Origin of the sequence: Phenylobacterium sp., from assembly GCF_025351295.1 — a bacterium.
Classification (GTDB): domain Bacteria; phylum Pseudomonadota; class Alphaproteobacteria; order Caulobacterales; family Caulobacteraceae; genus Phenylobacterium.
Genome location: NZ_JANXWD010000105.1, coordinates 14,233 through 36,567 on the forward strand (window position 1 = coordinate 14,233; position 22,335 = coordinate 36,567).

At 68.7% G+C, this 22,335-nt stretch carries 16 protein-coding genes; 12 read left to right on the plus strand and 4 right to left on the minus strand.

Annotated elements, in window-relative coordinates; all coding sequences use genetic code 11:
- Positions 1–273: 273 nt before the first annotated feature.
- On the minus strand, positions 274–1,308 hold the full coding sequence (locus Q0R13_RS14570; protein ID WP_293905135.1) for a LysR substrate-binding domain-containing protein: 1,035 nt from the start codon (positions 1,306–1,308) through the stop codon (positions 274–276).
- A gap of 234 nt (positions 1,309–1,542) precedes the next feature.
- Here Q0R13_RS14570 and Q0R13_RS14575 point away from each other — a divergent pair, with 234 nt between their 5' ends.
- From Q0R13_RS14575 to Q0R13_RS14610, 8 genes are all read left to right on the plus strand, one after another.
- Positions 1,543–4,191, plus strand: coding sequence for a TonB-dependent receptor (locus Q0R13_RS14575; protein ID WP_293905137.1), 2,649 nt, complete (start codon positions 1,543–1,545; stop codon positions 4,189–4,191).
- Between the two features lie 69 nt (positions 4,192–4,260).
- Positions 4,261–6,261: a tetratricopeptide repeat-containing sulfotransferase family protein gene (locus Q0R13_RS14580; RefSeq protein WP_293905138.1), complete on the plus strand. Its 2,001-nt coding sequence runs from the start codon at positions 4,261–4,263 to the stop codon at positions 6,259–6,261.
- Positions 6,258–7,403: a TIGR03364 family FAD-dependent oxidoreductase gene (locus Q0R13_RS14585; RefSeq protein ID WP_293905140.1), complete on the plus strand. Its 1,146-nt coding sequence runs from the start codon at positions 6,258–6,260 to the stop codon at positions 7,401–7,403. The genes Q0R13_RS14580 and Q0R13_RS14585 overlap by 4 nt, the downstream gene beginning before the upstream one ends.
- The gene (gene phnX / locus Q0R13_RS14590) at positions 7,400–8,197 is read left to right on the plus strand and encodes a phosphonoacetaldehyde hydrolase (protein WP_293905141.1); all 798 of its coding nucleotides are present in this window, start codon (positions 7,400–7,402) and stop codon (positions 8,195–8,197) included. The genes Q0R13_RS14585 and phnX overlap by 4 nt, the downstream gene beginning before the upstream one ends.
- Positions 8,194–9,522, plus strand: coding sequence for a DUF5690 family protein (locus tag Q0R13_RS14595; RefSeq protein ID WP_293905142.1), 1,329 nt, complete (start codon positions 8,194–8,196; stop codon positions 9,520–9,522). Before phnX ends, Q0R13_RS14595 begins: the two co-directional genes overlap by 4 nt.
- 100 nt (positions 9,523–9,622) lie before the next feature.
- Positions 9,623–10,999: an ethanolamine ammonia-lyase subunit EutB gene (locus tag Q0R13_RS14600; RefSeq protein WP_293905143.1), complete on the plus strand. Its 1,377-nt coding sequence runs from the start codon at positions 9,623–9,625 to the stop codon at positions 10,997–10,999.
- Positions 10,996–11,793, plus strand: a complete 798-nt coding sequence (gene eutC / locus Q0R13_RS14605; RefSeq protein WP_293905144.1) for an ethanolamine ammonia-lyase subunit EutC — start codon at positions 10,996–10,998, stop codon at positions 11,791–11,793. Before Q0R13_RS14600 ends, eutC begins: the two co-directional genes overlap by 4 nt.
- Before the next feature lie 84 nt (positions 11,794–11,877).
- Positions 11,878–12,786 (plus strand): SAM-dependent chlorinase/fluorinase, encoded by a 909-nt coding sequence (locus Q0R13_RS14610; protein ID WP_293905146.1) that lies wholly within the window; start codon positions 11,878–11,880, stop codon positions 12,784–12,786.
- 47 nt (positions 12,787–12,833) lie between these two features.
- Here Q0R13_RS14610 and Q0R13_RS14615 read toward each other — a convergent pair whose 3' ends face one another.
- On the minus strand, positions 12,834–13,700 hold the full coding sequence (locus Q0R13_RS14615; protein WP_293905148.1) for a PEP-CTERM sorting domain-containing protein: 867 nt from the start codon (positions 13,698–13,700) through the stop codon (positions 12,834–12,836).
- A gap of 302 nt (positions 13,701–14,002) precedes the next feature.
- On the opposite strand from Q0R13_RS14615, the gene Q0R13_RS14620 reads away from it, so the two are divergent.
- Entirely contained in the window at positions 14,003–15,256 is a 1,254-nt protein-coding gene (locus Q0R13_RS14620; protein ID WP_293905150.1) for a dicarboxylate/amino acid:cation symporter, read from the plus strand.
- Positions 15,257–15,281: 25 nt separating this feature from the next.
- Here Q0R13_RS14620 and Q0R13_RS14625 read toward each other — a convergent pair whose 3' ends face one another.
- Positions 15,282–16,892, minus strand: coding sequence for an FAD-dependent oxidoreductase (locus Q0R13_RS14625; RefSeq protein ID WP_293905152.1), 1,611 nt, complete (start codon positions 16,890–16,892; stop codon positions 15,282–15,284).
- A 525-nt stretch (positions 16,893–17,417) separates the two neighbouring features.
- Between Q0R13_RS14625 and Q0R13_RS14630 the strand changes: the two genes are divergently transcribed.
- From Q0R13_RS14630 to Q0R13_RS14640, 3 genes are all read left to right on the plus strand, one after another.
- Positions 17,418–18,017, plus strand: coding sequence for an RNA polymerase sigma factor (locus Q0R13_RS14630; RefSeq protein WP_293905154.1), 600 nt, complete (start codon positions 17,418–17,420; stop codon positions 18,015–18,017).
- Positions 17,986–18,237 (plus strand): hypothetical protein, encoded by a 252-nt coding sequence (locus Q0R13_RS14635; RefSeq protein WP_293905156.1) that lies wholly within the window; start codon positions 17,986–17,988, stop codon positions 18,235–18,237. Before Q0R13_RS14630 ends, Q0R13_RS14635 begins: the two co-directional genes overlap by 32 nt.
- 184 nt (positions 18,238–18,421) lie before the next feature.
- Positions 18,422–20,848: a TonB-dependent receptor gene (locus Q0R13_RS14640; RefSeq protein ID WP_293905157.1), complete on the plus strand. Its 2,427-nt coding sequence runs from the start codon at positions 18,422–18,424 to the stop codon at positions 20,846–20,848.
- Between the two features lie 125 nt (positions 20,849–20,973).
- Here Q0R13_RS14640 and Q0R13_RS14645 read toward each other — a convergent pair whose 3' ends face one another.
- Positions 20,974–22,032 (minus strand): helix-turn-helix domain-containing protein, encoded by a 1,059-nt coding sequence (locus Q0R13_RS14645; RefSeq protein ID WP_293905158.1) that lies wholly within the window; start codon positions 22,030–22,032, stop codon positions 20,974–20,976.
- Positions 22,033–22,335 lie beyond the last annotated feature (303 nt).

A 22,335-nucleotide genomic window follows, 5' to 3' on the forward strand; every position in this document is an offset into this window, starting at 1 on the left:
CCAGCGCGGCGATCCCGTAGGCCACGCTCCCGAGCGGATGGTCCGCCATGAACAACGCCCGCGCGAAAGCTGGCCGCCGGTCTTCGAGTTCGACCGGCGAAACCGGAGGATTGTCGGTACGAACAAGGACGCATCGAGAATCGATTTCTCTACCGTCGACCGTGACGTTGGGATTCTGGCGAGGCGGCTGATGGGTCGATTGCGTCTAAGCTGTGTGCGGCCGCTTCCGCTTCACTGCTGAAGTTTGCGACCTCACGCGGGTGAGCGTCGACGTCATGTTTGCTGCGCGGCGCCGCCCTCAGGTCCCCGTCGGCGTTCAGCATGGCTTCGACGCCCTGGGCGTGAGCGTACCGCCGCCAGCGCCGCCGCTCGGGCGACAAGGGGGGCGGCCTCAACGGGATGGGAAAGGCCAGGTAGCGGGAGCGGGCTCAAAGGTTTCAAGGTTTCGGCCGCGGCGAAAACCGCGCGCATCAGGGCCGTACGACGCCGCTCCACCCGGCAGACCACATAGCCGATCAGTTGGGCGCGCTCGGCCTGGGGCGTCGGGCGCAGGAAGGCCAGGCGCGCGTCCGGCGGACACTCGCTGGAGAAGAACAGGCTGACGCCCATGCCCAGGGCGATCGCCTCGCGGATCGCCTCGCGGCTGTGCAGCTCGATCAAGCAGTCTGGCGCGACATTGGCCGTGGCCAGCAGCATCTCCATGGCCGCCCGCGTCTTCGATGCCGGCTCCCGGATCAACAGCGGTTCGTGGGCCAGGGCTTCGATATTGATCAACCCGTCCTTCGCGCGAGAATGGCTCGAGGGCACGGCGACCATCAGGTAATCGGCGAACAGCGGTTCGTAGAAGAACTGGCCGTCCATCGGCGGATCGCTGGAGACGACGACGTCAACGCTCGCCTCCTGCAGCCGCCGCATGGTTTCACGCGCATTGTCGATCCGCACCTCGATGGCGGCCTCCGGATGAGACGCCATCACCGCCTTGGCCAAGCGCGCCGCGTAGATCGGCGAGTCCGACCCCAGGCGAATCGAACGCGGGCCAGCCTCCGCCTCGCCGCCTAGAAGTTCGTCGATCTCATCGGACGTGGCGAACATCCGCTTGGTCAGGGCGAACAGGTCCTGGCCCATGGAGGTCAGCCGCAGTGGCGGTCGACGGCCCTGAAACAAGGCGGCTTGGTGACGGTTCTCCAACGCTTTGATCTGCTGCGACAACGTCGGTTGCGCAACATTCAGGCGGCGCGCGGCCCGGCTGAAGCTGCCCTCCACGGCAATCGCATGAAATGCCCGCAGATGCTGGTGGTTGACGGTCACGATACAACCCGTGTTTTCAGCTTGTTATTACGACAGTAATAAATATTACTTCATTTCGATTGCACTTTGATGACGGATACATCTCCATAGGTGGAACCTATCCCCTGTTTTGTTTTTTAATATTGGCTCCGGAATTGGATGTCCGCCAGTTTCCGCGCAACGTTCCGGCCACGCCTGCAGGGGCCTCCCATCCCCCTCCGTCGCGGTCGCCGCGTGCGTTTCGGGGGATATCCTATGAAGACCAGCTATCTGATTTCGTGCGCCATTATGGCGCTGCTGAGCAGCGGAGCGGCCTCAGCCTATGCGGCCGAGGCGGCCGACGCCTCGCCCGGGACCATCGAGGAACTGGTGGTGACCGCCCAGCGCCGCGAGCAGTCGATCCAGGACGTGCCGATGACGATCCAGGCCTTCTCGACGAAGACCCTGAGCGACAAGGCCATCTTCACCGTCGACGAGCTGTTCCGCTTCACCCCGAACATCTCGTTCGCCAAGAACGGCCCCGGCCAGGGCAACATCTTCATGCGCGGCCTGAGCGCCGGCTTCGCGGGCAGTCAGTCCAGCGCCACGGTCGGCAACTTCCCCAACGTGGCCCTCTATCTGGACGAGCAGTCCATGCAGTTCCCGGCCCGCAACGTCGACCTGTTCCTGGCCGACCTGGAGCGGGTGGAAATCCTCGAGGGTCCGCAGGGCACGCTGTTTGGCGGCGGCGCCCAGGCCGGCGCGGTGCGCTACATCACCAACAAGCCCAAGCTGAACACCTTCGAGGGCCGGCTCGACGCGTCCTATGGCCTGCAGACCTCCGGCGATCCCAGCACCAGCCTGACCGGGGTGCTGAACGTCGGGGTGATTCCCGACAAGCTGGCCGTCCGGGTGGTAATCTACAACGACCGTCAGGGCGGCTACATCGACAACGTGCCCAGCAACTTCACGCGCTCGAACCAGGACAACAACGTCTACTTCGGCATCAAGCCCACCAACGGCGTCTGTCCGAACGGCAAGCCGGCCGGGAGCCAAACGGGCTTCTGCACCATTCCCAACCTGCAACCGGCCAACAACTCCACCGTCGCCAAGAAGGACTGGAACCCGGTAACACACGACGGCGCGCGCCTGTCGGCCCTCTACAAGGTCAACGACGACTGGGATGTGCTGATCACCGAGAGCCTGCAATACCTCAATGCCGAAGGCCTGGCGAATTCCTACCCGGTGGGCTCGGACTTCCAGCCGCTCAAGCCGCTGCAGATCACCGCCTTCTCACCGACCTACGACAAGGACCGGTTCTCCAACACCGCCTGGACGGTGAACGGCAAGCTCGGGCCCCTGAAGGCGATCTACACCGGGGGCTACATGACCCGGAACATCAAGCAACAGCAGGACTACACCAACTATTCGCGCACGCTGTACGGACAGTATTACGAGTGCACCGGCGGGGGAGCGGGGCTGCTGGGGAAGGGGCCGCTGACCTGCTACTCGCCGGTCACTAGCTGGTACGACCGGGTCCGCAACACCCATTGGAGCCACGAAGCCCGCCTGAGCACACCCGATACCTGGCGGCTGCGCGGGATCGCCGGCGCCTACTACGAGAAGTTCCGCATCTACGACACCATGGATTTCAACTACAAGACCGTGCCGGCCTGCCGCGTCGGCAACAACCTCGCCGTCGCGCTGGCCGGTGGGCCGACATGCTTCGGCAACGACGAGCCGTTCCCGGGATCGACGACCAACGAGCCGGGGCCGCGGCCCGACAACACCGGCTTCGGCGAGCAAGTCCAGCGAGGCTACAACCAGTACGCCTTCTTTGGATCGCTTGACTTCGACGTCATCCCGGACGTGCTCACCGTGACGGCCGGCACGCGATACTATCACTACAAGGAAAACGAGACCGGGTCGGTCTACAGCACGAACGGCGCGTGCGTGAACGTGCTGCTCTGCGGGCACAACACCAACATCGACGCCGAGCACCTTCACGCCACCTACGATGGCTTCAAGAGCCACCTCGGCGTGCAGTGGAAGCCGGAACCGGGCACGTTGCTGTACTACACCTTCTCGCAAGGCTTCCGTCCGGGGGGCTTCAGCCGCTCGGCCCGGGACAAGGCGCCCGACGCCAACGGCGTGCCGCAGTACAAGACCCCCCTGGCCTACTCCCCAGACACGCTGACCAACCACGAGGTCGGCGCCAAGAAGGACTTCTTCGACCACCGGCTGCAGGTGAACGCCTCGGCCTACTATATGAAATGGAACAACGTTCAGATCGCCCTCTACCAGCCGTGCTGCCTCGGCAACACGACCTTCCTGGTCAACGGTCCCAGCTACGAGATCAAGGGCGTCGAACTGCAGTTCACGGCGCTGCCCATGGAGGGCCTCACCCTTTCCGGCTCGGGCGCCTACAACGACAACAGCCAGTCGAACTCGCCCTGTCTCACCGCCAACGAGGGGCCGAACTCCGGCAACTGCATCACCGCGATCAAGGGCAAGCCGTTCGTGAACCCGTTCGGCGTGCAAGGCGGCGTCTCGGCGTTCTCGCCCAAGTGGTCGGGCAATCTGACGGCCCGTTACGACTGGTCGGTCGACGCGTTCAAGGCGTTCGTCCAGGGCGACGTGAACTATGTGGGCGCGATGTACACCCAGCCGTCGAACTACACGCCCGGTGACGCGCCCAGCGAAATTCCGATCCCCGACACCACCTATCTGCGTTTCCGGCTGCCAGCCTACGCCCTCTACGGCGCCCAGATCGGGGTTTCGCGCGACAACTGGACCGTCCGGCTCATCGGCACGAACCTGGGCAACTCGCACCACTCCACCTTCACCAGCACCGCCCAGTTCATCCGGTCCGAAGTCCCCGTCCGGCCGCGGCAGGTGAGCCTGGCGGTCAGCGCGACCTTCTGAAGCTGACACACACAGCTATGTGGGAGAGGGTGGCGGCGTCCGGCCGCCGCCCATCTCTGTTGGAGACCCATGTCCGTAACCGCTGATCCGGCGCCCGCCCTGTCCGTAGAGGACGAGGTCGCCCTGCTGCCGCGGCTGCAGCAGGAGGGGCGGCATGCCGAGGCCCTGGACCGCGCCGCGCGGCGTCTCGTCGACCTGCCGGAAAACCGCGACCTGCTGCTGATCGCCGCCGTCAGCCTGCGCCACCTGCGCCGGATTCCCGAGGCGCTGGCCCGGCTCGAAAGCCTCGAACGCCTGCAACCCGCCTTCAGTCGCCTGCACGAGGAGCGCGGCTTCTGCCACGTGCAGCTGAAGGACGCTCCGCGGGCGATCGAGTCGCTGCTTGTCGCCGTCAATATCAATCCGGCTCTGCCGGCCAGCTGGAAGATGCTCCAGAGCCTCTACGGCCTGACCGGAGACCGCGCCAACGCCGCCACCGCCGGCGAGCATGTGGCGACTCTCGCGAGCCTGCCGCCGGAGGTGGTGATCGCTACCAGTCTGTTCTCCGATGGCGACCTGGCGCCCGCCGAACAGATCGTCCGCACCTACCTGCTGGCCCATGGCGACCACCCCGAGGCCATGCGGCTGCTGGCCCGGATCGCCCTGGCGCACGATGTGCTGGACGAGGCGGACATCCTCTTGGAGGCGGTCCTGACGCTGACGCCCGACTACACGGCGGCGCGCCACGACTATGCCCAGACGCTGGTCAAGCGGCAGAAGTTCGCCGAGGCGGCGCTACAGGTGGATCAACTCCTGGCGCTTGAGCCAGCGAACCTGGACTACCGGACCCTGGCCGCGACCGCCGCCGTCGGGCTGGGCCACCACGATCAGGCGATCGACATCTATCGCGGCCTGATGGCCGACGCACCGCACTCCTGGGACGTGCCGCTGTGGACGGGACATGCGCTCAAGACCGTCGGGCGCGTGCCGGAGGCGATCGAGTCCTATCGCGCCGCCGCCACGGCCCGGCCGAACTTCGGCGACGCCTACTGGAGTCTCGCGAATCTCAAGACGTACCGGTTCACCGACGACGAGATCGGCCGCATGCGCGAGCAGGAGGCGGCGGCGACGACCGGGCTGCAGGACCGCTACCATCTGTGCTTCGCGCTGGGCAAAGCTCTGGAGGACCGGGGCGAGATCACGGAGTCGTGGCTCTACTACGACCGCGGCAACGCCCTGAGGCGATCGGAGAGCCGCTACGCGCCCGAGGACATCGAGGCCAACACGCGCCGGCAGATCCAGGTCTGCAGCTGGGATTTCTTCCGGGCCCGCGCGGGCTGGGGCGCGCCGGATCCCGACCCGATCTTCATCCTGGGCCTGCCGCGCTCGGGCTCCACCCTGCTGGAACAGATCCTGGCCTCGCATTCGCAGGTCGAGGGCACCCAGGAGCTGTCGAACGTCCAGCACCGGGTGCTGGAGATCCAAGGCCATGACCCCGACGCCGACCCGCCACGCTATCCCGCCGGCCTGGCCGACCTGACACGCGAGGACCTGCGCCAGCTTGGCGAGCGCTATCTGAGCGAGACCCGGGCCTACCGCACGGACCGGCCGTTCTTCATCGACAAGATGCCGAACAACTTCCGGCACATCGGCCTGATCCACCTGATGCTGCCGAACGCGCGCATCATCGACGCGCGCCGCGAGCCGATGTCGTGCTGCTTCAGCAACCTGAAGCAGCTCTTCGCCCAGGGCCAGGAGTTCACCTATTCCATGGACGACATCGCCCGCTATTACCGGACCTATCTGGAGCTGATGCGGCACTGGGACCAAGCGTTGCCGGGCAAGGTGCTCTGCGTGCGGCACGAGGACGTGATCGCCGACCTGGAGGGCAGCGTGCGCCGTATGCTGGACTTCTGCGGCCTACCTTTCGAGCCGGCCTGCCTCGAATTCCACAAGACCCGCCGCAGCGTGCGCACGCCCAGCTCCGAGCAGGTGCGGCAGCCGATCTTCCGGGACGGCCTGGACCAATGGACCCGCTACGAGCGCTGGCTCGAACCGCTGCGGACCGCGCTGGGCGACGCAGCGGCATGATGGGGTCGCGGGCGTTCGACCTGGCGGTGATCGGCGGCGGGGTGCTGGGCCTGGCGCACGCCTATCTGGCCGCCCGCGCGGGCCTGCGCGTCGCGGTGATCGAGCGTGACGCCCGCGCCAACGGCGCCTCGATCCGCAACTTCGGCTTCATTACCGTCACCGGTCAGGCGCGGGGCGACAGCTGGCGGCTGGCGCGCCGCACGCGCGACGTCTGGGCGCGGGTCGCGGCCGAGGCGGCGCTGCCGATCGAGCACCACGGCCTCTACCTGACCGCCCGCTCGCCGGAAGCCATGGCGGTGATCGAGGCGTTCCTGGCCACCGAGATGGGCGAAGGCTGCGCGCTGCTGTCGGCCGGCGGATTTCGCGGCCTCACCGACGGGCTTGGCGGTTCGGACCTGCAGGGCGCGCTCTACAGCCCGCACGAACTGCGGCTGGAATCGCGGACGGTGATCCCGGCGCTGGCCGCCTGGCTGGCGGCGGCCGGTGTGGCCTTCTTCAATGAGACCGTGGCCTTCGAGACGACGCCGCCCAGGCTTCGCACGTCGCGCGGCCCGATCGAGGCCGCGGCGGTCGTCGTCTGCCCGGGCGAGGACTTCGTCACGCTCTACCCGGACCTCATCGCCCGCCATGGCCTGCGCAAGTGCCGGCTCTCGATGCTGAAACTCACCGACCCCGGGTTCAGGCTGCCCGGCGCGCTGATGTCGGACCTCGGCCTGACCCGCTATCGCGGATACGCCGACCTGCCGGAGGCGCGGCGGCTCGAGGCGAAGCTGCGCGCCGAACAGCCCAGCCATTTCGAGAACGGCGTGCATCTCATCGTCGCACAAGGGGCCGATGGTGGCCTCATCGTGGGCGACAGCCATCATTATGACCGCCTCCCCGCGCCCTTCGCGCCGGCCGCGGCCGAGCGTGACATCCTGGACGAGTTCGCCCGCGCGACGGGACGCGACGCGCCGCCCGTGCTGGAGCGCTGGGCCGGCGTCTACACGGTGGCCGACGACCGCACCTATCTGATCGAGGCGCCGGAGCCCGGGGTGCGCCTGGTCATGGTCACCAGCGGCACGGGGGCGTCCACCAGCTTCGGCCTCGCCGAGCGGGTGCTGGGCGAGCTTCTGGGTCTCAAGGCGGAGGCGCTCGCATGAGTTTTCCCATCCGAGCGGTGATCTTCGACTGGGCGGGGACCATGATCGACTTCGGCTGCATGGCCCCGGTCGAGGCGATGGTCGGCGTTTTCGCCGAGGAGGGCCTGGCGCTGTCCGCCGCCGAAGCCCGCCGCGACATGGGCAAGGCCAAGCTCGACCACCTGCGCGCGCTGCTGGCGGAGCCGGGGGTGTCGACCCGCTGGGCCGCGAAGATGGGCGGCCCGGCCTCCGAGGCCGATGTCGAGCGGCTGTATCAGCGGCTTGTCCCGGCCATGACCGCCGCCGCCGCAAGAACGTCGCGGCTGATCCCGGGCGCAGCCGAGGCGGCGGCCGAGTTGCGCGCGCTGGGTGTGCGGATCGGCTCCGGAACCGGCTACACCCGCGAGATGATGGCCGACATCCTGCCCGCCGCCGCCGCCCAGGGCTACGCGCCGGAGATCGTGGTCTGCGCCGGCGAAACGCCCAGCGGACGCCCCGCCCCGCTGATGACCTGGAAGGCGCTGATCGCGCTCGACGCCTGGCCGGCGCGAGCGTGCATCAAGGTGGACGACGCCCCGGTCGGGATCGAGGAGGGCCGTGCGGCGGGCTGCTGGACCGTCGGCCTCTCGGCGTCGGGCAACGAGGTTGGGCTGGACGCCGCGGCCTTCTACGCCCTGGCGCCGGACGAGCGGCGAGCGCGGCTGGCCCGCGCCGAAACCAGCCTCAAGGACGCCGGCGCAGACTACGTCATAGAGGACGTCTCGCAACTCCTGCCGGTGGTGCATGAGATCGCCGCCCGCGTCGGCGCCGCATGAGCCTCGCAGCCGAGGCCATCGTGTCCCCGATGGCTCGCCTTCGCGACTGGCTCTCGAGGGCGCCGGCGCCGGTCTTCACACTCTACGGCGGCCTCATGGCTTTCGGGGCCTATTTCGCCATGTACGCCTTCCGCAAGCCGTTCACGGTGGCCGGCTTCGCCGGCGTCGTGCCGGTGTTCGTGAAGTACAAGATCGCCCTCGTGATCGCCCAGCTGCTGGGCTATGCGATCTCCAAGATCGCCGGCGTGAAGGTGATCTCCGAAATGCCGCCGCAGTGGCGCGCCATCGCCATCCTGGCGCTGATCGCCGCCGCGGAACTGTCGCTGGTCCTATTCGCCCTGATCCCGGCGCCCTGGAACATCGCCTGCCTGTTCGCCAACGGCCTGGCGCTGGGCATGATCTGGGGCCTGGTGTTCGGGTTCCTGGAGGGCCGCCGTCTCTCGGAACCGCTGGGCGCGATGCTGTGCGTCAGCTTCATCGTGTCGTCAGGCGTTGTGAAGTCGGTCGGCGCCGGGGTGATGCTGCGGGGATGGGCGAACGAATACTGGATGCCGGCGGTGACCGGCCTGCTGTTCGCGCCGCTGCTGCTGATCTGTGTGTTCGGCCTCGCCGCCCTGCCGCCGCCGAACGCCGAGGACCAGCGCCTGCGGGTCGTGCGCGCGCCAATGAACGGCGCGGCCCGGGTCCGGATGTTCGCGGCCTTCGCGCCAGGTCTGATCGCCCTGGTGGCAATCTACGTCGGCCTGACCGCCCTGCGTGATTTTCGCGATAATTTCGCCGTCGAGATATGGAACGGCCTTGGGTTCAAGGACGATGCCGAGATCTTCACGCTTTCGGAGCTGCCGGTCGCCGGGATCGTGCTGGCCAGCCTGAGCGTCGTCATGTTCGTTCGCGACAACCGGCGGGCGTTCCTGGCCAACCTGGCCCTGGTGGCGGTGGGGCTGGCGACCGCCGGGCTTTGCTCGCTGGCCTTCCAGCAGCACCTGATTGGCCCCGTCGCCTGGATGATCAGCCTGGGCGCGGGCCTCTACCTCGCCTACACGCCGTTCAACGCGCTGCTGTTCGACCGCTTCATCGCCGCGGGCGGCCAGGCGGGCACGGCCGGCTTCCTGATCTATGTCGCAGACGCGAGCGGGTATGTGAGCTCGGTGGCCCTGCTGGTCTTTCGCGACGTGATCGGCGTGAAGCTCTCGTGGGTCCAGTTCCTGCTCAACATCTCCTACGGCGCGGCGGTCACGGGGCTGATCCTGATCGTCGGCGCCGCACTCTATTTCGACCGCCGCCTCGGTCGCGCAAACTCCGGCGCCCAGCCCTCCCGGCCTTGAAGCGGGCCAACGCGACGGCACAGGCGCCGCGCCAGGCGGTTCCGCTTGGGGGGACCGGGGTTTAGGGCCACCATGCCGGCAGCGGCGGCTGGGAGCGGCCATGCGATATCGCAAGACCCTGGGCGCGACGACCTGGACGTTCGACAGCCTGGCGCAGGTGATGGCCAAGGCCTCACCCCTGCGGTCCGGCGACATGCTGGCGGGGATCGCCGCGGGGTCGGCACAGGAGAATGTCGCCGCCAGGATGGTGCTGGCCGACACGCCGCTGACGGCCTTCCTCGCCGAACCGCTGATCCCCTACGAGTTGGACGACGTCACCCGGCTGATCTGTGACACCCACGATGAGGCGGCGTTCCGGCCCGTCGCGGCCCTGACGGTGGGCGGCTTCCGCGACTGGCTGCTGTCGGAAGCGGCCACGTCCGAAGCGCTGGCCGCCCTGGCCCGGGGCCTGACACCGGAGATGGCGGCGGCGGTCAGCAAGCTGATGCGCAACCAGGACCTGATCCTGGCGGCGTCCAGATGCCGGGTGACGACGCGGTTCCGGGACACCATCGGCCTGCCGGGGACGCTGGCGGTGCGGCTGCAGCCCAACCACCCCACCGACGACCTGGCCGGCATCACCGCCTCGATCCTCGACGGCCTGATGTACGGCTGTGGCGACGCCGTGATCGGCATCAATCCGGCCAGCGACAGCCTGGGCGTGATCGGCGACCTGCTGCGCCTGACGGACGACCTGATCCGGCGGTTCGAGATCCCCACCCAGTCATGCGTCCTCACCCACGTCACCTCGGCCCTGCAACTGATCGAGCGCGGCGCGCCGGTCGACCTGATCTTCCAGTCGATCGCGGGCACCGAGGCCGCCAACGCCAGCTTCGGGGTGACGCTGGCGCTGCTGCAGGAGGGGCTGGAGGCCGGCCGGTCGCTGAAGCGCGGCACGCTGGGCGACAACGTCATGTACTTCGAGACCGGCCAGGGCTCAGCGCTCTCGGCCGGCGCTCACCACGGGATCGACCAGCAGACCCTGGAGGCCCGCGCCTACGGCGTCGCCCGCGCGTTTGAGCCGCTGCTGGTCAACAGCGTCGTGGGCTTCATCGGGCCGGAGTATCTCTACGACGGCAAACAGATCATCCGCGCCGGGCTGGAGGACCATTTCTGCGGCAAGCTGCTGGGCGCGCCGCTGGGGGTCGACGTCTGCTACACCAATCACGCCGAGGCCGACCAGGACGACATGGACACCCTGCTGACCCTGCTGGCGACGGCCGGGGTCACCTTCGTGATGGGCGTGCCGGGCGCCGACGACGTGATGCTGAACTACCAGTCCACCTCGTTCCACGACGCGCTCTATGTGCGCGAACTGCTGGGCCTGAAGCGCGCGCCGGAGTTCGAGGCCTGGCTGGCGCGCTGGCAGATCACCCGCAGCGATGGGCGCCTCGCCCCCGCCCGGGCGGGCCACGCCCTGCTGGAAGGGTTTTCGTGAGCCCGCCGCCGGATCCCTGGAGCCGGCTCGCGCGCCTGACCCCGGCCCGCATCGCCCTGGGCCGCACGGGCGCCAGCCTGCCCACCCGCGAAGTCCTGGCCTTCGCGCTCGCCCATGCCCAGGCCCGCGACGCCGTCACCACGCCGTTCGACAGCGCGCGTACGGCGCACGACATCGAAGCGCTGGGGTTCCGGACGCTCGAGGCGACCAGCCAGGCCGTCGACCGGGCCACCTACCTGCGCCGCCCCGACCTCGGCCGCCGGCTGTCGGAGACGAGCCGCCAGCGGCTGGCCCAGGCGGCAAAGGCGCCATGCGACCTGGCGGTAGTGGTCGCCGACGGCCTCTCCAGCACCGCCGTCCATGCCCACGCGGCCGCCCTGCTCGGCGCCCTGCAGCCAGTGATCGACGCTGCGAACTGGCGGGTCGGCCCGATCGTCGTCGCCAGCCAGGCGCGCGTCGCGCTCGGGGACGAGGTGGGCGAGATCCTCCAGGCCCGGCTGGTGATCCTGCTGGTGGGCGAACGGCCCGGCCTGTCATCGCCCGACAGCCTGGGCGCCTACATCACCTTCGCGCCGCGTGTCGGCCGCACCGACGCCGAGCGCAACTGCGTCTCGAACATCCGGGGGGCCGGCCTGAGCTACGCGGCTGCGGCCTTCAAGATCGGCTGGCTGGCGCGCGAGGCGCTTCGCCTGGAGCTGACCGGCGTCGCCCTGAAGGATGAGAGCGACGTCGAGACCCTGGGCGCGCCCACCGCCCCGCCCCTGCCCGGCGCCGCGGCGCGGAATTCGTCCTGACGACGCAGAGGCTCCAGCCGCCGATGGCTTGAGCCGGACCGTGCAGCGTGCTGATTGGTCCGGCGCATCTGGAAAGGACCGCCGATGAAACGACTGCTTCTGCTGCTGGCCGCGGCCCTGGCCTTCCTGGGCGCCCCGGCCGCCCCGGCAGCGTCCGCAGGCCCGCCGCTGAAGATCATCGGCTTCATGACCGACTTCGACCAGAAGGACGACGCGGTGGCGATCTGCAAGGCGGTGATGGACGGCGTCGCCCCCGGTGTCCGCATCCTCGACATCACGCACACGGTGGAGCCGTACGACATCGCCGAGGCCGCGCGTTTCCTGGCCGGCACGGCGCCCTATCTGCCGGCCGACGCGATCCTGCTGGTGGTGGTCGACCCCGGGGTCGGATCGACCCGCAAGGCGATCATCGCCAAGTCGCGGCGCGGCCAGTTCTTCGTGCTGCCCGACAACGGGCTGCTGACCCTGATTCAGGATCGCGACGGCCTGGTCGGTGCGCGCGAGATCACCAACACCGCCTGGATGATCGGCGAGAAGCGCTCGTCGACCTTCCATGGCCGCGACATCTTCTCCCCCGTCGCGGCCCACCTGGCGCGCGGCGACGACTGGACGCAGGCGGGTCCCGCCCTGGATGTCGCCAAGCTGGTGCGGCTGGACCTGAAATCCGCAAAGCTCGACGCCGCCGGCGCCTCGGCCGAGGCGATCGGCACGGACGGCCCCTATGGCAACCTGATCCTCAACCTCACGGGCGATGCATTTGCCCAGCTCGGCTATGTGCGCGGCGACGTGGTGCCGGTGGAGATCGACGGCAAGCGCTACGCGTTCCCGCTGGTCAATACCTTCAGTGACGTCCCGGTCGGCAAGGAGCTGTTCTATATCGACTCCCGCGGGCGTCTGAGCCTCGGGATCAACCAGGCGAACTTTGCCGAAGCCTACAAGACCGGCAAGGGCGCCAAGCTGTTCATTCCGCGCAAGGCGCCGGCGAAGTCCTAGGCCGGAGCAGCGCCGCCCCCGGCGGGGCGGCGCGTCTCAGGAGGCGCTCAGGTCACGGCGCCGGCTCGGGCGCGCGCGCGGCGAAGCTGGACGCCGGCGGCGCCCAGACCGATCAGCATCATCGCCCACACGCCCGGCTCTGGCACGCCGGCCACGCCGTCCAGCGAAAAGGCCATGTTGAAGGGGGCCTGATGGGTGATGTCGGTGCCGATCCGGAGCCAGTCTGGGACGAGATTGTCGTTGCGCATCCACGCCTGGAAGTCCGGGGCCAAGGGCGTCCCAGGCGCAAGGATCGGCTTCGGCGCTGACAGCCACAGGAACTGGCCATCCGCCAGCTCGACCTCGGGGCGGAAGAAGAAGTGATCGGCGCCGAGCAAGACGGGGGTCGTGAACTGGATGTCGAAGAGCACCTCTTGCCCGGTGGCCGGACCCTCGCCGCCGGTGAATTGGCCAGGGCTGCGGTTGATGCCGTCGACCACGGTGTTGGCGACTGTGAACGACGGATCGAGCTGGGTCGTGGCGAAGGTCAGGGACCCGTCATGGCCGTCGCGCGTCGCCGACGCGATCTCGAAGTCGGCCGGCGAATTGGCGCGCGTGGGCACGTTGCCGGAGGGCGGATCCGCCGAGGCTCCCGGAAAGACGTTGTAGAACTCGATCTCGACATTCCGGACGCTGCTGAGCGCAGTTCCGGTCGGCAGCAGACCGATGAAGGTCGCGTGGGTGATCCGCGAGACCTGGCCCAGGGCGAAGTCGTCGGCCGTCTCGGTTTGGACAGCGCCCGGGCCGGCCGGCCGGGACAGGGTCCCGATTCGGCCGTCGGGGTTCCCGGTGCTGAAGGCGAAGGTCGCCGCGCCGGCCGGTGTGGCGGCGACGGCCGACGCCACGCCCAGGGCCGCAATGGCGAGCGGCGCCAACCGGCGGAGGCCCCTGGCTGTTGTCAATGATGGCTTCATATCTGTCTCCGGCGGGTTTGTGAGTGGCGACACACACCGCAGTCCGGCGCGCAATTGCATCGGAACCCAAGTCGGTCGAGATCGGCGCTTCGCCCACGACAGGGAGGCTTGGCGCTCGGCCTTCCGCCATCTCCGGTCGCGAAACATCAGTCACGAGTGCGCCCGTCCGCGTGCGCCGGCGGCGGAAAACGTCGGCCCGAAGCTCTCTGCCTAGAGTTCGCGCCGCCTCCCCCCGCGGGCCTCGCGCCGGAGCAAGACCCCCGATGAATCGACTGTTCGCCACCCTTGTCGTCGCAGCCATGGTGTTGGGCGTCGGCGTCGGCTGGCTTGTGAACCACCTCCTGCCGGCGGCGGAAGCCAAGACCGTGGCCGACAACCTGTCGATCGTCACCGACGTGTTCCTGCGGCTGATCAAGATGGTCATCGCGCCCCTGGTGTTCTCGACCCTGGTGGCCGGCATCGCCCACATGGAAGGCGCCGCGGCGGTGGGCCGGGTGGGCGCCAAGACCATGCTCTGGTTCGTCGGCGCGTCCATCGTGTCGCTGACCATCGGCCTGATCATGGTCCACTGGCTCCATCCGGGGACCGGCCTGGGCCTGATCGACCCGGGCGCCGCCGGCGCCGCCGGTGTCGACACGACCAAGTTCACGCTGCGGGAGTTCGTCACCCACCTGGTTCCGAGATCCATCGTCGAGGCGATGGCCAACAACGAGATCCTGCAGATCGTGGTGTTCTCGGTCTTCGTGGGCACGGCGGTCTCGGCCCTTGAGGACCGCGCGCCGGCGGTGATCGTCCTGGTCGACCAGATCGCCAGGATCATGCTCAAGGTGATCGGCTATGTCATGAAGACCGCGCCCTTCGCGATCTTCGCGGCGCTGGCGTCCACGGTCGCCACGAACGGCCTGTCCATCCTGCTCACCTACGCCCGCTTCGTGGGCGGTTTCTATCTCTCCATGGGGGTGCTCTGGGGCCTGCTGATGCTGGCGCTGTTGCTGATCGTCGGGCGGCGCGGGCTGGCCTTGCTGGCCGCCATCCGCAGCCCGGCGCTGCTCGCCTTCTCCACCGCCTCCTCGGAAGCCGCCTACCCGCGCACGCTGGAGGAACTGGAGCGGTGGGGCGTCTCGCGCAAGGTGGCCAGCTTCGTGCTGCCACTCGGCTACTCGTTCAATCTGGACGGGTCGATGATGTACTGCACCTTCGCAACCTTGTTCGTGGTGCAGGCCTATGGCCTCACCCTGTCCCTGGGCCAGCAGATCACCATGCTGGCGCTGCTGATGATCACCTCGAAAGGGGTCGCGGGCGTCCCTAGGGCCTCGCTGGTGGTGATCGCCGCCACCCTCTCCTACTTCCACCTTCCCGAAGCCGGCCTGCTGCTCATCCTCGCCGTGGACCATCTGCTCGACATGGGCCGCTCGGCGACCAACGTGCTGGGTAACTCGGTGGCCGCGGCGGTGGTCGGGAAGTGGGAAGACGAGCTCGTGGTTCCGGATCCCGCACCGGCGCCGGCGCCGGCCTGAGCGCCGAAGGTCGGGGCGAGGGGGTCTAGGCGGGGGCGGCGGGGCGACCGCCGCCGGTCGCCGCAGACTGTGAGACCCGGGCGGCGATCAGGCCCAGGGTGCGCTGGGCTGCGGACACCGCGCCTTCCTGCCAGCTCGGCAGCTGTGACAGATGGGCGCCCGAGAAATAGACCCGCCCATGCGGCGCGTTGAGCAGGCGGAAGCCGGCATCGACCATGGAGCCTTCGCTGGCGCGGCCCGAGCCGACCCAGGCCGGCCAGGGACCCAGGTTGAAGGGGATCTTGCTCCAGTTGACCACCGCCGGGCGGCTGAGGTCGCCGGCGTGCCCGGGATGCAGGTGGCCGACGGCGGTCTTGGCGATCGCGATCTGCTCGGCCATCGGACGGGCGGCAAGGGACTTGGCGACATCTCCTGAAGCGTAGCAGGCCAGCAGCATGCCGCGCGCCGCATGCATCCCGTTCGACGGATACCAGACCATGTTGGTCTCGCCGCCGACCCAGGAGATGCCGCCGTAGATCTGCTGCTGTTCCCAGAACCGCGGCGCGTCGAAACCGATCTTGTTCGAATAGCCGAAGGGCACATCGGCGATGGCGGCCTTCACCGCCGGGTCGAAGTTGCTGTCGATGCCGGCGAGGATGTTGAGCGGGATCGTGACGATGGCGAAGTCGGCCCGGGTGGTCCGTTCCGCGCCGCTCGCGCGATCGAGCCAGGCGACGGTCACGGCCGCCGGCGCCTGGCGGATCTTCAGCACCTCGGCGTTCCTGATCACCGGGCTCTTGATCGCGCGCTCGAAGGCGGCCGGGATGCGGTCCATCCCGCCGACCGGCTGGAACATGGTGGCCTGCTGGACGAGCTGTTCCTCGAACAGCGTCTGGCGCAGCTGTTCGTTGGCCAGGAGGTCCTTTAGCGAAAGCGGCGTCCGCTTGACGCTGAGCTGGGGCCCGGCGCCGGGAAGCTGGGTCATTCCGGATCGCTCCGAGCCCTTGAACGCCATGCTCTCGTCCAGGTCGCCGTAGAACCTGAGGAACGGCAGCAGCTTCTCCCTGTCCGCGGCGGTCAGTTCCTGGTCCAGCGCGCCCTTGCGAATGGCCTTGGCCAGCAGCTCGGAGATATGGCCGCGGGTATCGCTCACGCCCTGGCGCATCTGGATCGGCTGGCCGCCGTTGGAGCCTTCCGACCAGATGAGGGCGCTGCGGCTGGCGTTGACCTCCACCTCCAGCGGCACCCCCAGCTTGTCGCAGTAGCCGAGCAGGCCCTGGTGGTGACTGGGGATGCGCGCCGGGCCGGCGTTCATATAGAGGCCCTCGGAGAACGAGACCGTCTGGTCGGCCTCGCCCACCATCTCGACCTTGGAGCCGTTGCGCAGCGTCCAGTTGCGGCCGCCCAGCCGGTCGCGGGCCTCCAGCAGCGTCACCTTGAAGCCGGCGCGCTCCAGCTCGTAGGTCGCCACCAGCCCGGCGATGCCGCCGCCAAGCACCACGACGCGCTTGCCAGCCCCCAGGGTGGCCGGCAGCTGCAGCGGCGCGGCCTTCGCCGGCACGGCCATCAACCCCAGCGTGGTCATCACCGAATAGGCCGCGCCATAGCCGCCCACTGCCCCGATCCGATGCAGGAACTTGCGACGACTGAGACCCATGATCCGCTCCACGACTGCCGCCCCGCCCCGACCGGCGGACAGGCGTCACCGCCGTCTGCCGTCCGATCGGGTCTGGCGGACGACGACACGACGGCGCCGCCCTGCTGCTGGAGCCACGGCGCGCCTCACGCCCCCCACACGCGACACCCCGGTTCGCGCACTTTTCGCCGGCGGGGGCGGATGGGGGCAATTCTCTGGCCAGGGCTCTCTGACTCCACGCTGCACGTCAGCGCAGACCGATCGACACGCCCAGTTCCCGGCTGGCGGCGGCCCCCCCGAGCCCGCCGCCGCGACGCCGGGAGAGCCGCGCCGCGGGCCTTTCCTCCCAGGGAGCCTGCGGCGCGGCTCGCCATCGGCGATTCGAATATCTCGCAGCCCAATGAACGCCACAATTTAAGATACGAGAATATATCCAAGGGCCCACCAAGATTATCAACGCCATGACAGGGGTGATTCTGACAATTAGGCAGGGCAATTGCAGCATCCGGTTGCGACATAATAGCAAAGATGCACCATGGGGCGACAATGATACCGCCCCACGAAAGAAGTTCCTGGCTCGCCCGCCACATCCTGCCCCATGAGCCTGCCCTTCGGGCGTGGTTGTTCCGGCGCAGGGTCGACGGGTTGGAGACCGACGACGTCGTCCAGGAAACCTATGCCGTCCTGGCGGCGCTTCCGGCCGTCGAGCACATCGCCTCGCCCAAGGCCTATGCATTCCAGACGGCGAATTCGGTCATCCTGCGCCACCTGCGCCGCGCCCGGATCGTTCGTATCGACGCGATCGGCGACGTCGAATCCCTGACGACCGCACTGGACGAACCTAGCCCTGAGCGACACGCCGCGGGGCGCCGGGACCTGCACCGGGTCAGCGAACTGATCGCCGCGCTTCCCCTGAAGTGTCGTGAGGCTTTCACGCTTCGGAAGGTCGAGGGTCTTTCGCAGCGGGCCACGGCGCAGCGGATGGGTATCTCGGAGAGCACGGTGGAGAAGCACATTGGCCGCGCCTTGCGCATCTTGATGGCGGCGATGAAGACTGGTGGAATGCCGGAGCCTCAAGCATCTCATGCTTCTGAGAATCGAGATCCGCGCCAGAATGACCAGCCGCGAGTCCAGCGAGGATATTGACCACGCCGCCGCCGACTGGGCGGCGCGGATCGACGGCGCACCGCTGTCCGCCGACGAGGCTCTGGCCCTGGAAGCCTGGGCCTTGGCCGATCCCAGACGTCGAGGCGCCCTGGCGCGAGCCATGGCCGTGCTGGCCCACTTCGATATCGCCAAGGCGCCCGCCCCGGACTTCCTTCCGCGTGCGCGAGCGGCCCGCCGGACGGCCTCGAAGTCCAGCTGAACCTCAACCACCGGCTCGGCGCCCGCAACATCTAGACCCTCCGCGCCACCGTCGCGTCCCCGCGGCGCCTGGGGGCAAATCGACCGCCGCGCATCTCTGAGCCTGAACGGATCGCCGGGCGCTGAGCGCGGGCCTCCGCGCGCGTCCGGACGCACCTCCGGATCAAGCTGGGAAAACCTGCCTCATGAACTCTCGCACCGCGTTGTTTGCCGCAGCGTCCGTACTGACCCTGTGGACCGGCGCCGCCACCGCCGCCCCGCCACGATCCCCGGGCGAGGTCGACGAAATCGTCGTCACGGGCAGCCGCACCGAAGGCCGCACCCGGCTCGAGAGCCTGGCCCCCGTCGATGTGATCTCCACGGACGCCCTCGCGCGGCGCGGCAACACGGAACTGGCGGCGGCGCTAGCGGCGCTGGCGCCCTCGCTGGACTTCCCGCGGCCGGCCATCGCGGACGGCACGGACTCGATCCGGCCGGCGACGCTGCGGGGCCTCGCGCCCGATCAGACGCTGGTGCTGGTCAATGGCCAGCGCCGTCATGCCTCCGCCCTGGTCAATGTGAACGGCGCCATCGGCCGCGGCTCGGCCGCCGTCGACCTGAACGCCATCCCGTCGTCAGCCCTGGACCGGGTAGAGATCCTGCGCGACGGCGCCTCGGCGCAATATGGCTCCGACGCCATTGCCGGGGTGATCAACCTGCGCCTGCGCGAAGCCCGCCAGGGCGGATCGGCGAGCGTGACCTACGGCGGCTACGACACCGACGTCAAAACCACGCGGGACCCGGCCGGGAAGCACAAGACCGACGGCGTCACCTGGACCGCCTCCGGCTGGCAGGGTTTGCCGCTGGGCGACACCGGCTTCCTGACCCTGTCGGGGGAATACCGGCTGAGCAACCCGACCAGCCGCGGCGACCTGGATCCGCGCGTCACGCCCCCCAAGATCACCTCGCGCTACGGTGACCCGCAATCGCGCAACACCAGCCTCTACGCCAACGCCGGCCTGCCCCTGAACGACACCTGGGATGCCTATGGATTCGCCGGCTACCAGAAGCGCAAGACCGACAGCGCCGCCAACCCGCGGCTGGCCAACAACGCCAACAACGTGACAGCGATCTTCCCGGGCGGCTTCCTGCCGCGGATCACGACGGATATCGACGACTTCACCGTGGCCGGTGGCAGCAGGGGCGACATCGCCGGGTTCAAGGTCAACGCCGGCGCCGTCTACGGCTACGACAAGATCCACTATGGCGTGATCGACTCGGTCAACGCCTCGCTTGGCGCGGCGTCCCCCACCAGGTTCGACGCCGGAACGATGCGGTACGACCAGTTGGTCGCGACGTTCGACGTCACCCGTCCGCTGGACCTGCGGCTGGCCAAGCCCGCGAACCTGGCGTTCGGCGCGGAATATCGGCGCGAGCACTATCGGATCGGCCGGGGCGACGTGGCGTCGTTCGTGTTCGGCGGGATCGCCGGCAAGGCGGCCGGCGCCCAGGGTTTCCCGGGCTTCCAACCGTCCAACGAAGTTGACCGGACCCGGCACTCCGAAGCGCTGTATGTCGACCTCGATGCGCCGATCACGGACCGGTTCGACGTCGATCTGGCCGCCCGCTACGAGACCTATTCAGACTTCGGATCGACCACCAACGGCAAGGTTTCCGCCCGCTACGCCCTGACCGACAGCGTCGCCCTGCGCGGCACCGTGGCGTCCGGGTTCCGGGCGCCGGCGCTGCAGCAACAGTTCTTCACCGCCACCTCCACCAACTTCATCCTGATCGGTGGAGTGAACACCCCGGTGGAGGTCGGGACCTTCCCCTCGACCAGCGTGGTAGCCAAGGCGCTGGGCGGCAGACCGCTCGAGCCTGAAAAGTCGACCAATGTCTCGGCCGGCGCGGTCTTCCATCGCGGCGGATTCGAACTGACGCTGGACGCCTATCAGATCGAGATCCACAACCGCATCGTGCTGTCGGAGAACATCCAGGGGTCTCCGACCGGCTCGCCCACGGCGATCGCCATCTTCAACCTGATCAATCCGCCGGGCTCGGGCGCCGGGCTCGGCGCGGCGCGCTTCTTCATCAACGGCGTGGACACCCGCACGAGGGGCCTCGATGTGGTGGGCCGTTACGGCTGGGGCAGCCAGGACCTCGGCCGGTTCGATGTCACGGCGGCGGCGAACTTCAATGAGACCAAGGTGCAGAAGATCCCGACGACCGCGGTGCTTTCCGGTCTGCCGGTTCCGCCGATCCTCTTCGACCGGGGCAATCGCCTGACGTTCGAGCGCGGCACGCCCCGGCAGAAGTATGTGGCCTCGACGGACTGGTCGCGGGGCGCCTTCGGGGCCACCGCCTCGGCCACCTACTACGGCAACGTCCTGGTCCCGAACAACGCGGCGGCGCTGGACTTCGACACCGGCGCGCACGTGGTGGTCGATCTGGAGGCGCGCTGGAAGAGCCCGCTCGGTCTGGTGGCGGCGATCGGCGCGGACAACCTGTTCGACGAATATCCGAACGCCACGCCGAACAACGTCAACACCAACGGTCCGCTGGGCTTCCCCAGCTTCTCGCCCTTCGGCTTCAACGGCCGCTTCGTCTACGCGCGCCTGAGCTACGCCTGGTAGGGCAGGGCCGCTTCAGGTCCGGCGCGGGCGGTGGCCCGGCCCGGGACCTGGAGGCGCGTCGGGCGGGGTCGGGCGCAAACCTCCGGGACGGCCTTCTCCGCCGCCGAATTACCCGGCCGGTTCGGTCAGAGCGTTGCGCACGGGCTCGAGCGCGGACGGTCAAAACGCCGCTCCGGAGCTTGCAGACGAGTCGGCGTTGGCGCCTTCAGGGGTGTGAAGCGGGCGCGATACTCGGTGGGCGTCATCCGGGTCATCCGTTTGAACAGGCTGCGGAAGAACGCGACATCGTCGTAGCCGACCTCCGTGCTGATGGCCTGAATCGGCTTGGCGTCACGTTCGAGCATCACCTTGGCGGCCTGGATGCGCAGCGCCTGCAGATAGGCCGCCGGCAGCTGGCCCGTGGCCGCCTTGAAATGCCGCACGAAGGTCCGCTCGCCCAGCCCGGCGCGCTCGGCCAGGCATGGGGTCGACAGGTCGTCGCGCCGATAGTTGGCCTGCAGGAAGGCTTCGATCCGCCGCACGCGCTCGTCCCCGTGCGCCTGTGAAAGCGTCTGCCCGGCATAGCCGGACTGCGGGATCCGCGGCATCGAGAGCAGCAGAGACCTGGCGCACTGAGCGGCGATCTCGTGGCCACACAGCTTCTCGACCAGGTAGAGGCTGACGTCCACCGAGGCGAAAACCCCGCCGGAGCAGAGCACGCGGTTGTCCTCGGTGATGAACTGCTCCCGCCTCCAGCACACATCCGGATAGCGCCCGGCGAACTTGTCGGCGAGCGCCCAGTGGGTGGCGCCGGCGCGGCCATCCAGGAGGCCCGCTTCGGCCAGATAGGCCACGCCCATGCAGACGCCGACCACCAGCGCGCCCTGTTCGTGCTGACGGCGCAGCCAGGGCAGCAGCGGGCTGTCGGCCACGGACGCAAGGTCGAGATCGAGGCTCGACGTCGAGACGATGACCACGTCTGTCCGCGCCACATCCGCCAGCGCGCCGTGCGGCGTGGCCCCGAGGCCGTGGGCGCCGCGCACCGGACCGCCGTCGAGCGTCACGGTCCGCGCGCGAAAGGCGGGCTCCGAGGGGTTCTCATGCAGCACGTTCCATAGCCTTCCCGCCGAATGGAAGATCTCCAGCGGCATGACGGCGGTTGACGAAAATCCGTCCTCCAGCAGCACGATCGTCACATCCAGCATATTCGATCTCCTCCTCTGCGTTATCGCCTGGCGGTCGGCACTCGCGCCGTCGGCCGCCGGCGCTGATTCTGTTCGCGACCCTCGGCGCCGGACGGCGCGACCCGCACCGGAATGGCGGCATTACGGACTCCCGGCCGCGGCGATCGCGCGGCCTCCGGAAGCGGGGGTGGCGATTGTCCCGAGGGACCCGTCCGGGTTCGGCGCCCTGGCGGATTCAGGCCTCAGCGATCACGGCGATCGAGACCTTGAGCCTGGGGATACGGACCGGGATGCGCCTCGTCCTGCGATGATCGTCAACTCGCC

Coding starts and splice junctions, on each gene's coding strand:
- Q0R13_RS14575 (WP_293905137.1), top strand. CDS start 1,543: ATGAAGACCAGCTATCTGATTTCGTGCGCCATTATGGCGCTGCTGAGC.
- Q0R13_RS14580 (WP_293905138.1), top strand. CDS start 4,261: ATGTCCGTAACCGCTGATCCGGCGCCCGCCCTGTCCGTAGAGGACGAG.
- Q0R13_RS14585 (WP_293905140.1), top strand. CDS start 6,258: ATGATGGGGTCGCGGGCGTTCGACCTGGCGGTGATCGGCGGCGGGGTG.
- phnX (WP_293905141.1), top strand. CDS start 7,400: ATGAGTTTTCCCATCCGAGCGGTGATCTTCGACTGGGCGGGGACCATG.
- Q0R13_RS14595 (WP_293905142.1), top strand. CDS start 8,194: ATGAGCCTCGCAGCCGAGGCCATCGTGTCCCCGATGGCTCGCCTTCGC.
- Q0R13_RS14600 (WP_293905143.1), top strand. CDS start 9,623: ATGCGATATCGCAAGACCCTGGGCGCGACGACCTGGACGTTCGACAGC.
- Q0R13_RS14610 (WP_293905146.1), top strand. CDS start 11,878: ATGAAACGACTGCTTCTGCTGCTGGCCGCGGCCCTGGCCTTCCTGGGC.
- Q0R13_RS14620 (WP_293905150.1), top strand. CDS start 14,003: ATGAATCGACTGTTCGCCACCCTTGTCGTCGCAGCCATGGTGTTGGGC.
- Q0R13_RS14625 (WP_293905152.1), bottom strand. CDS start 16,892: ATGGGTCTCAGTCGTCGCAAGTTCCTGCATCGGATCGGGGCAGTGGGC.
- Q0R13_RS14630 (WP_293905154.1), top strand. CDS start 17,418: ATGATACCGCCCCACGAAAGAAGTTCCTGGCTCGCCCGCCACATCCTG.
- Q0R13_RS14635 (WP_293905156.1), top strand. CDS start 17,986: ATGACCAGCCGCGAGTCCAGCGAGGATATTGACCACGCCGCCGCCGAC.
- Q0R13_RS14640 (WP_293905157.1), top strand. CDS start 18,422: ATGAACTCTCGCACCGCGTTGTTTGCCGCAGCGTCCGTACTGACCCTG.
- Q0R13_RS14645 (WP_293905158.1), bottom strand. CDS start 22,032: ATGCTGGATGTGACGATCGTGCTGCTGGAGGACGGATTTTCGTCAACC.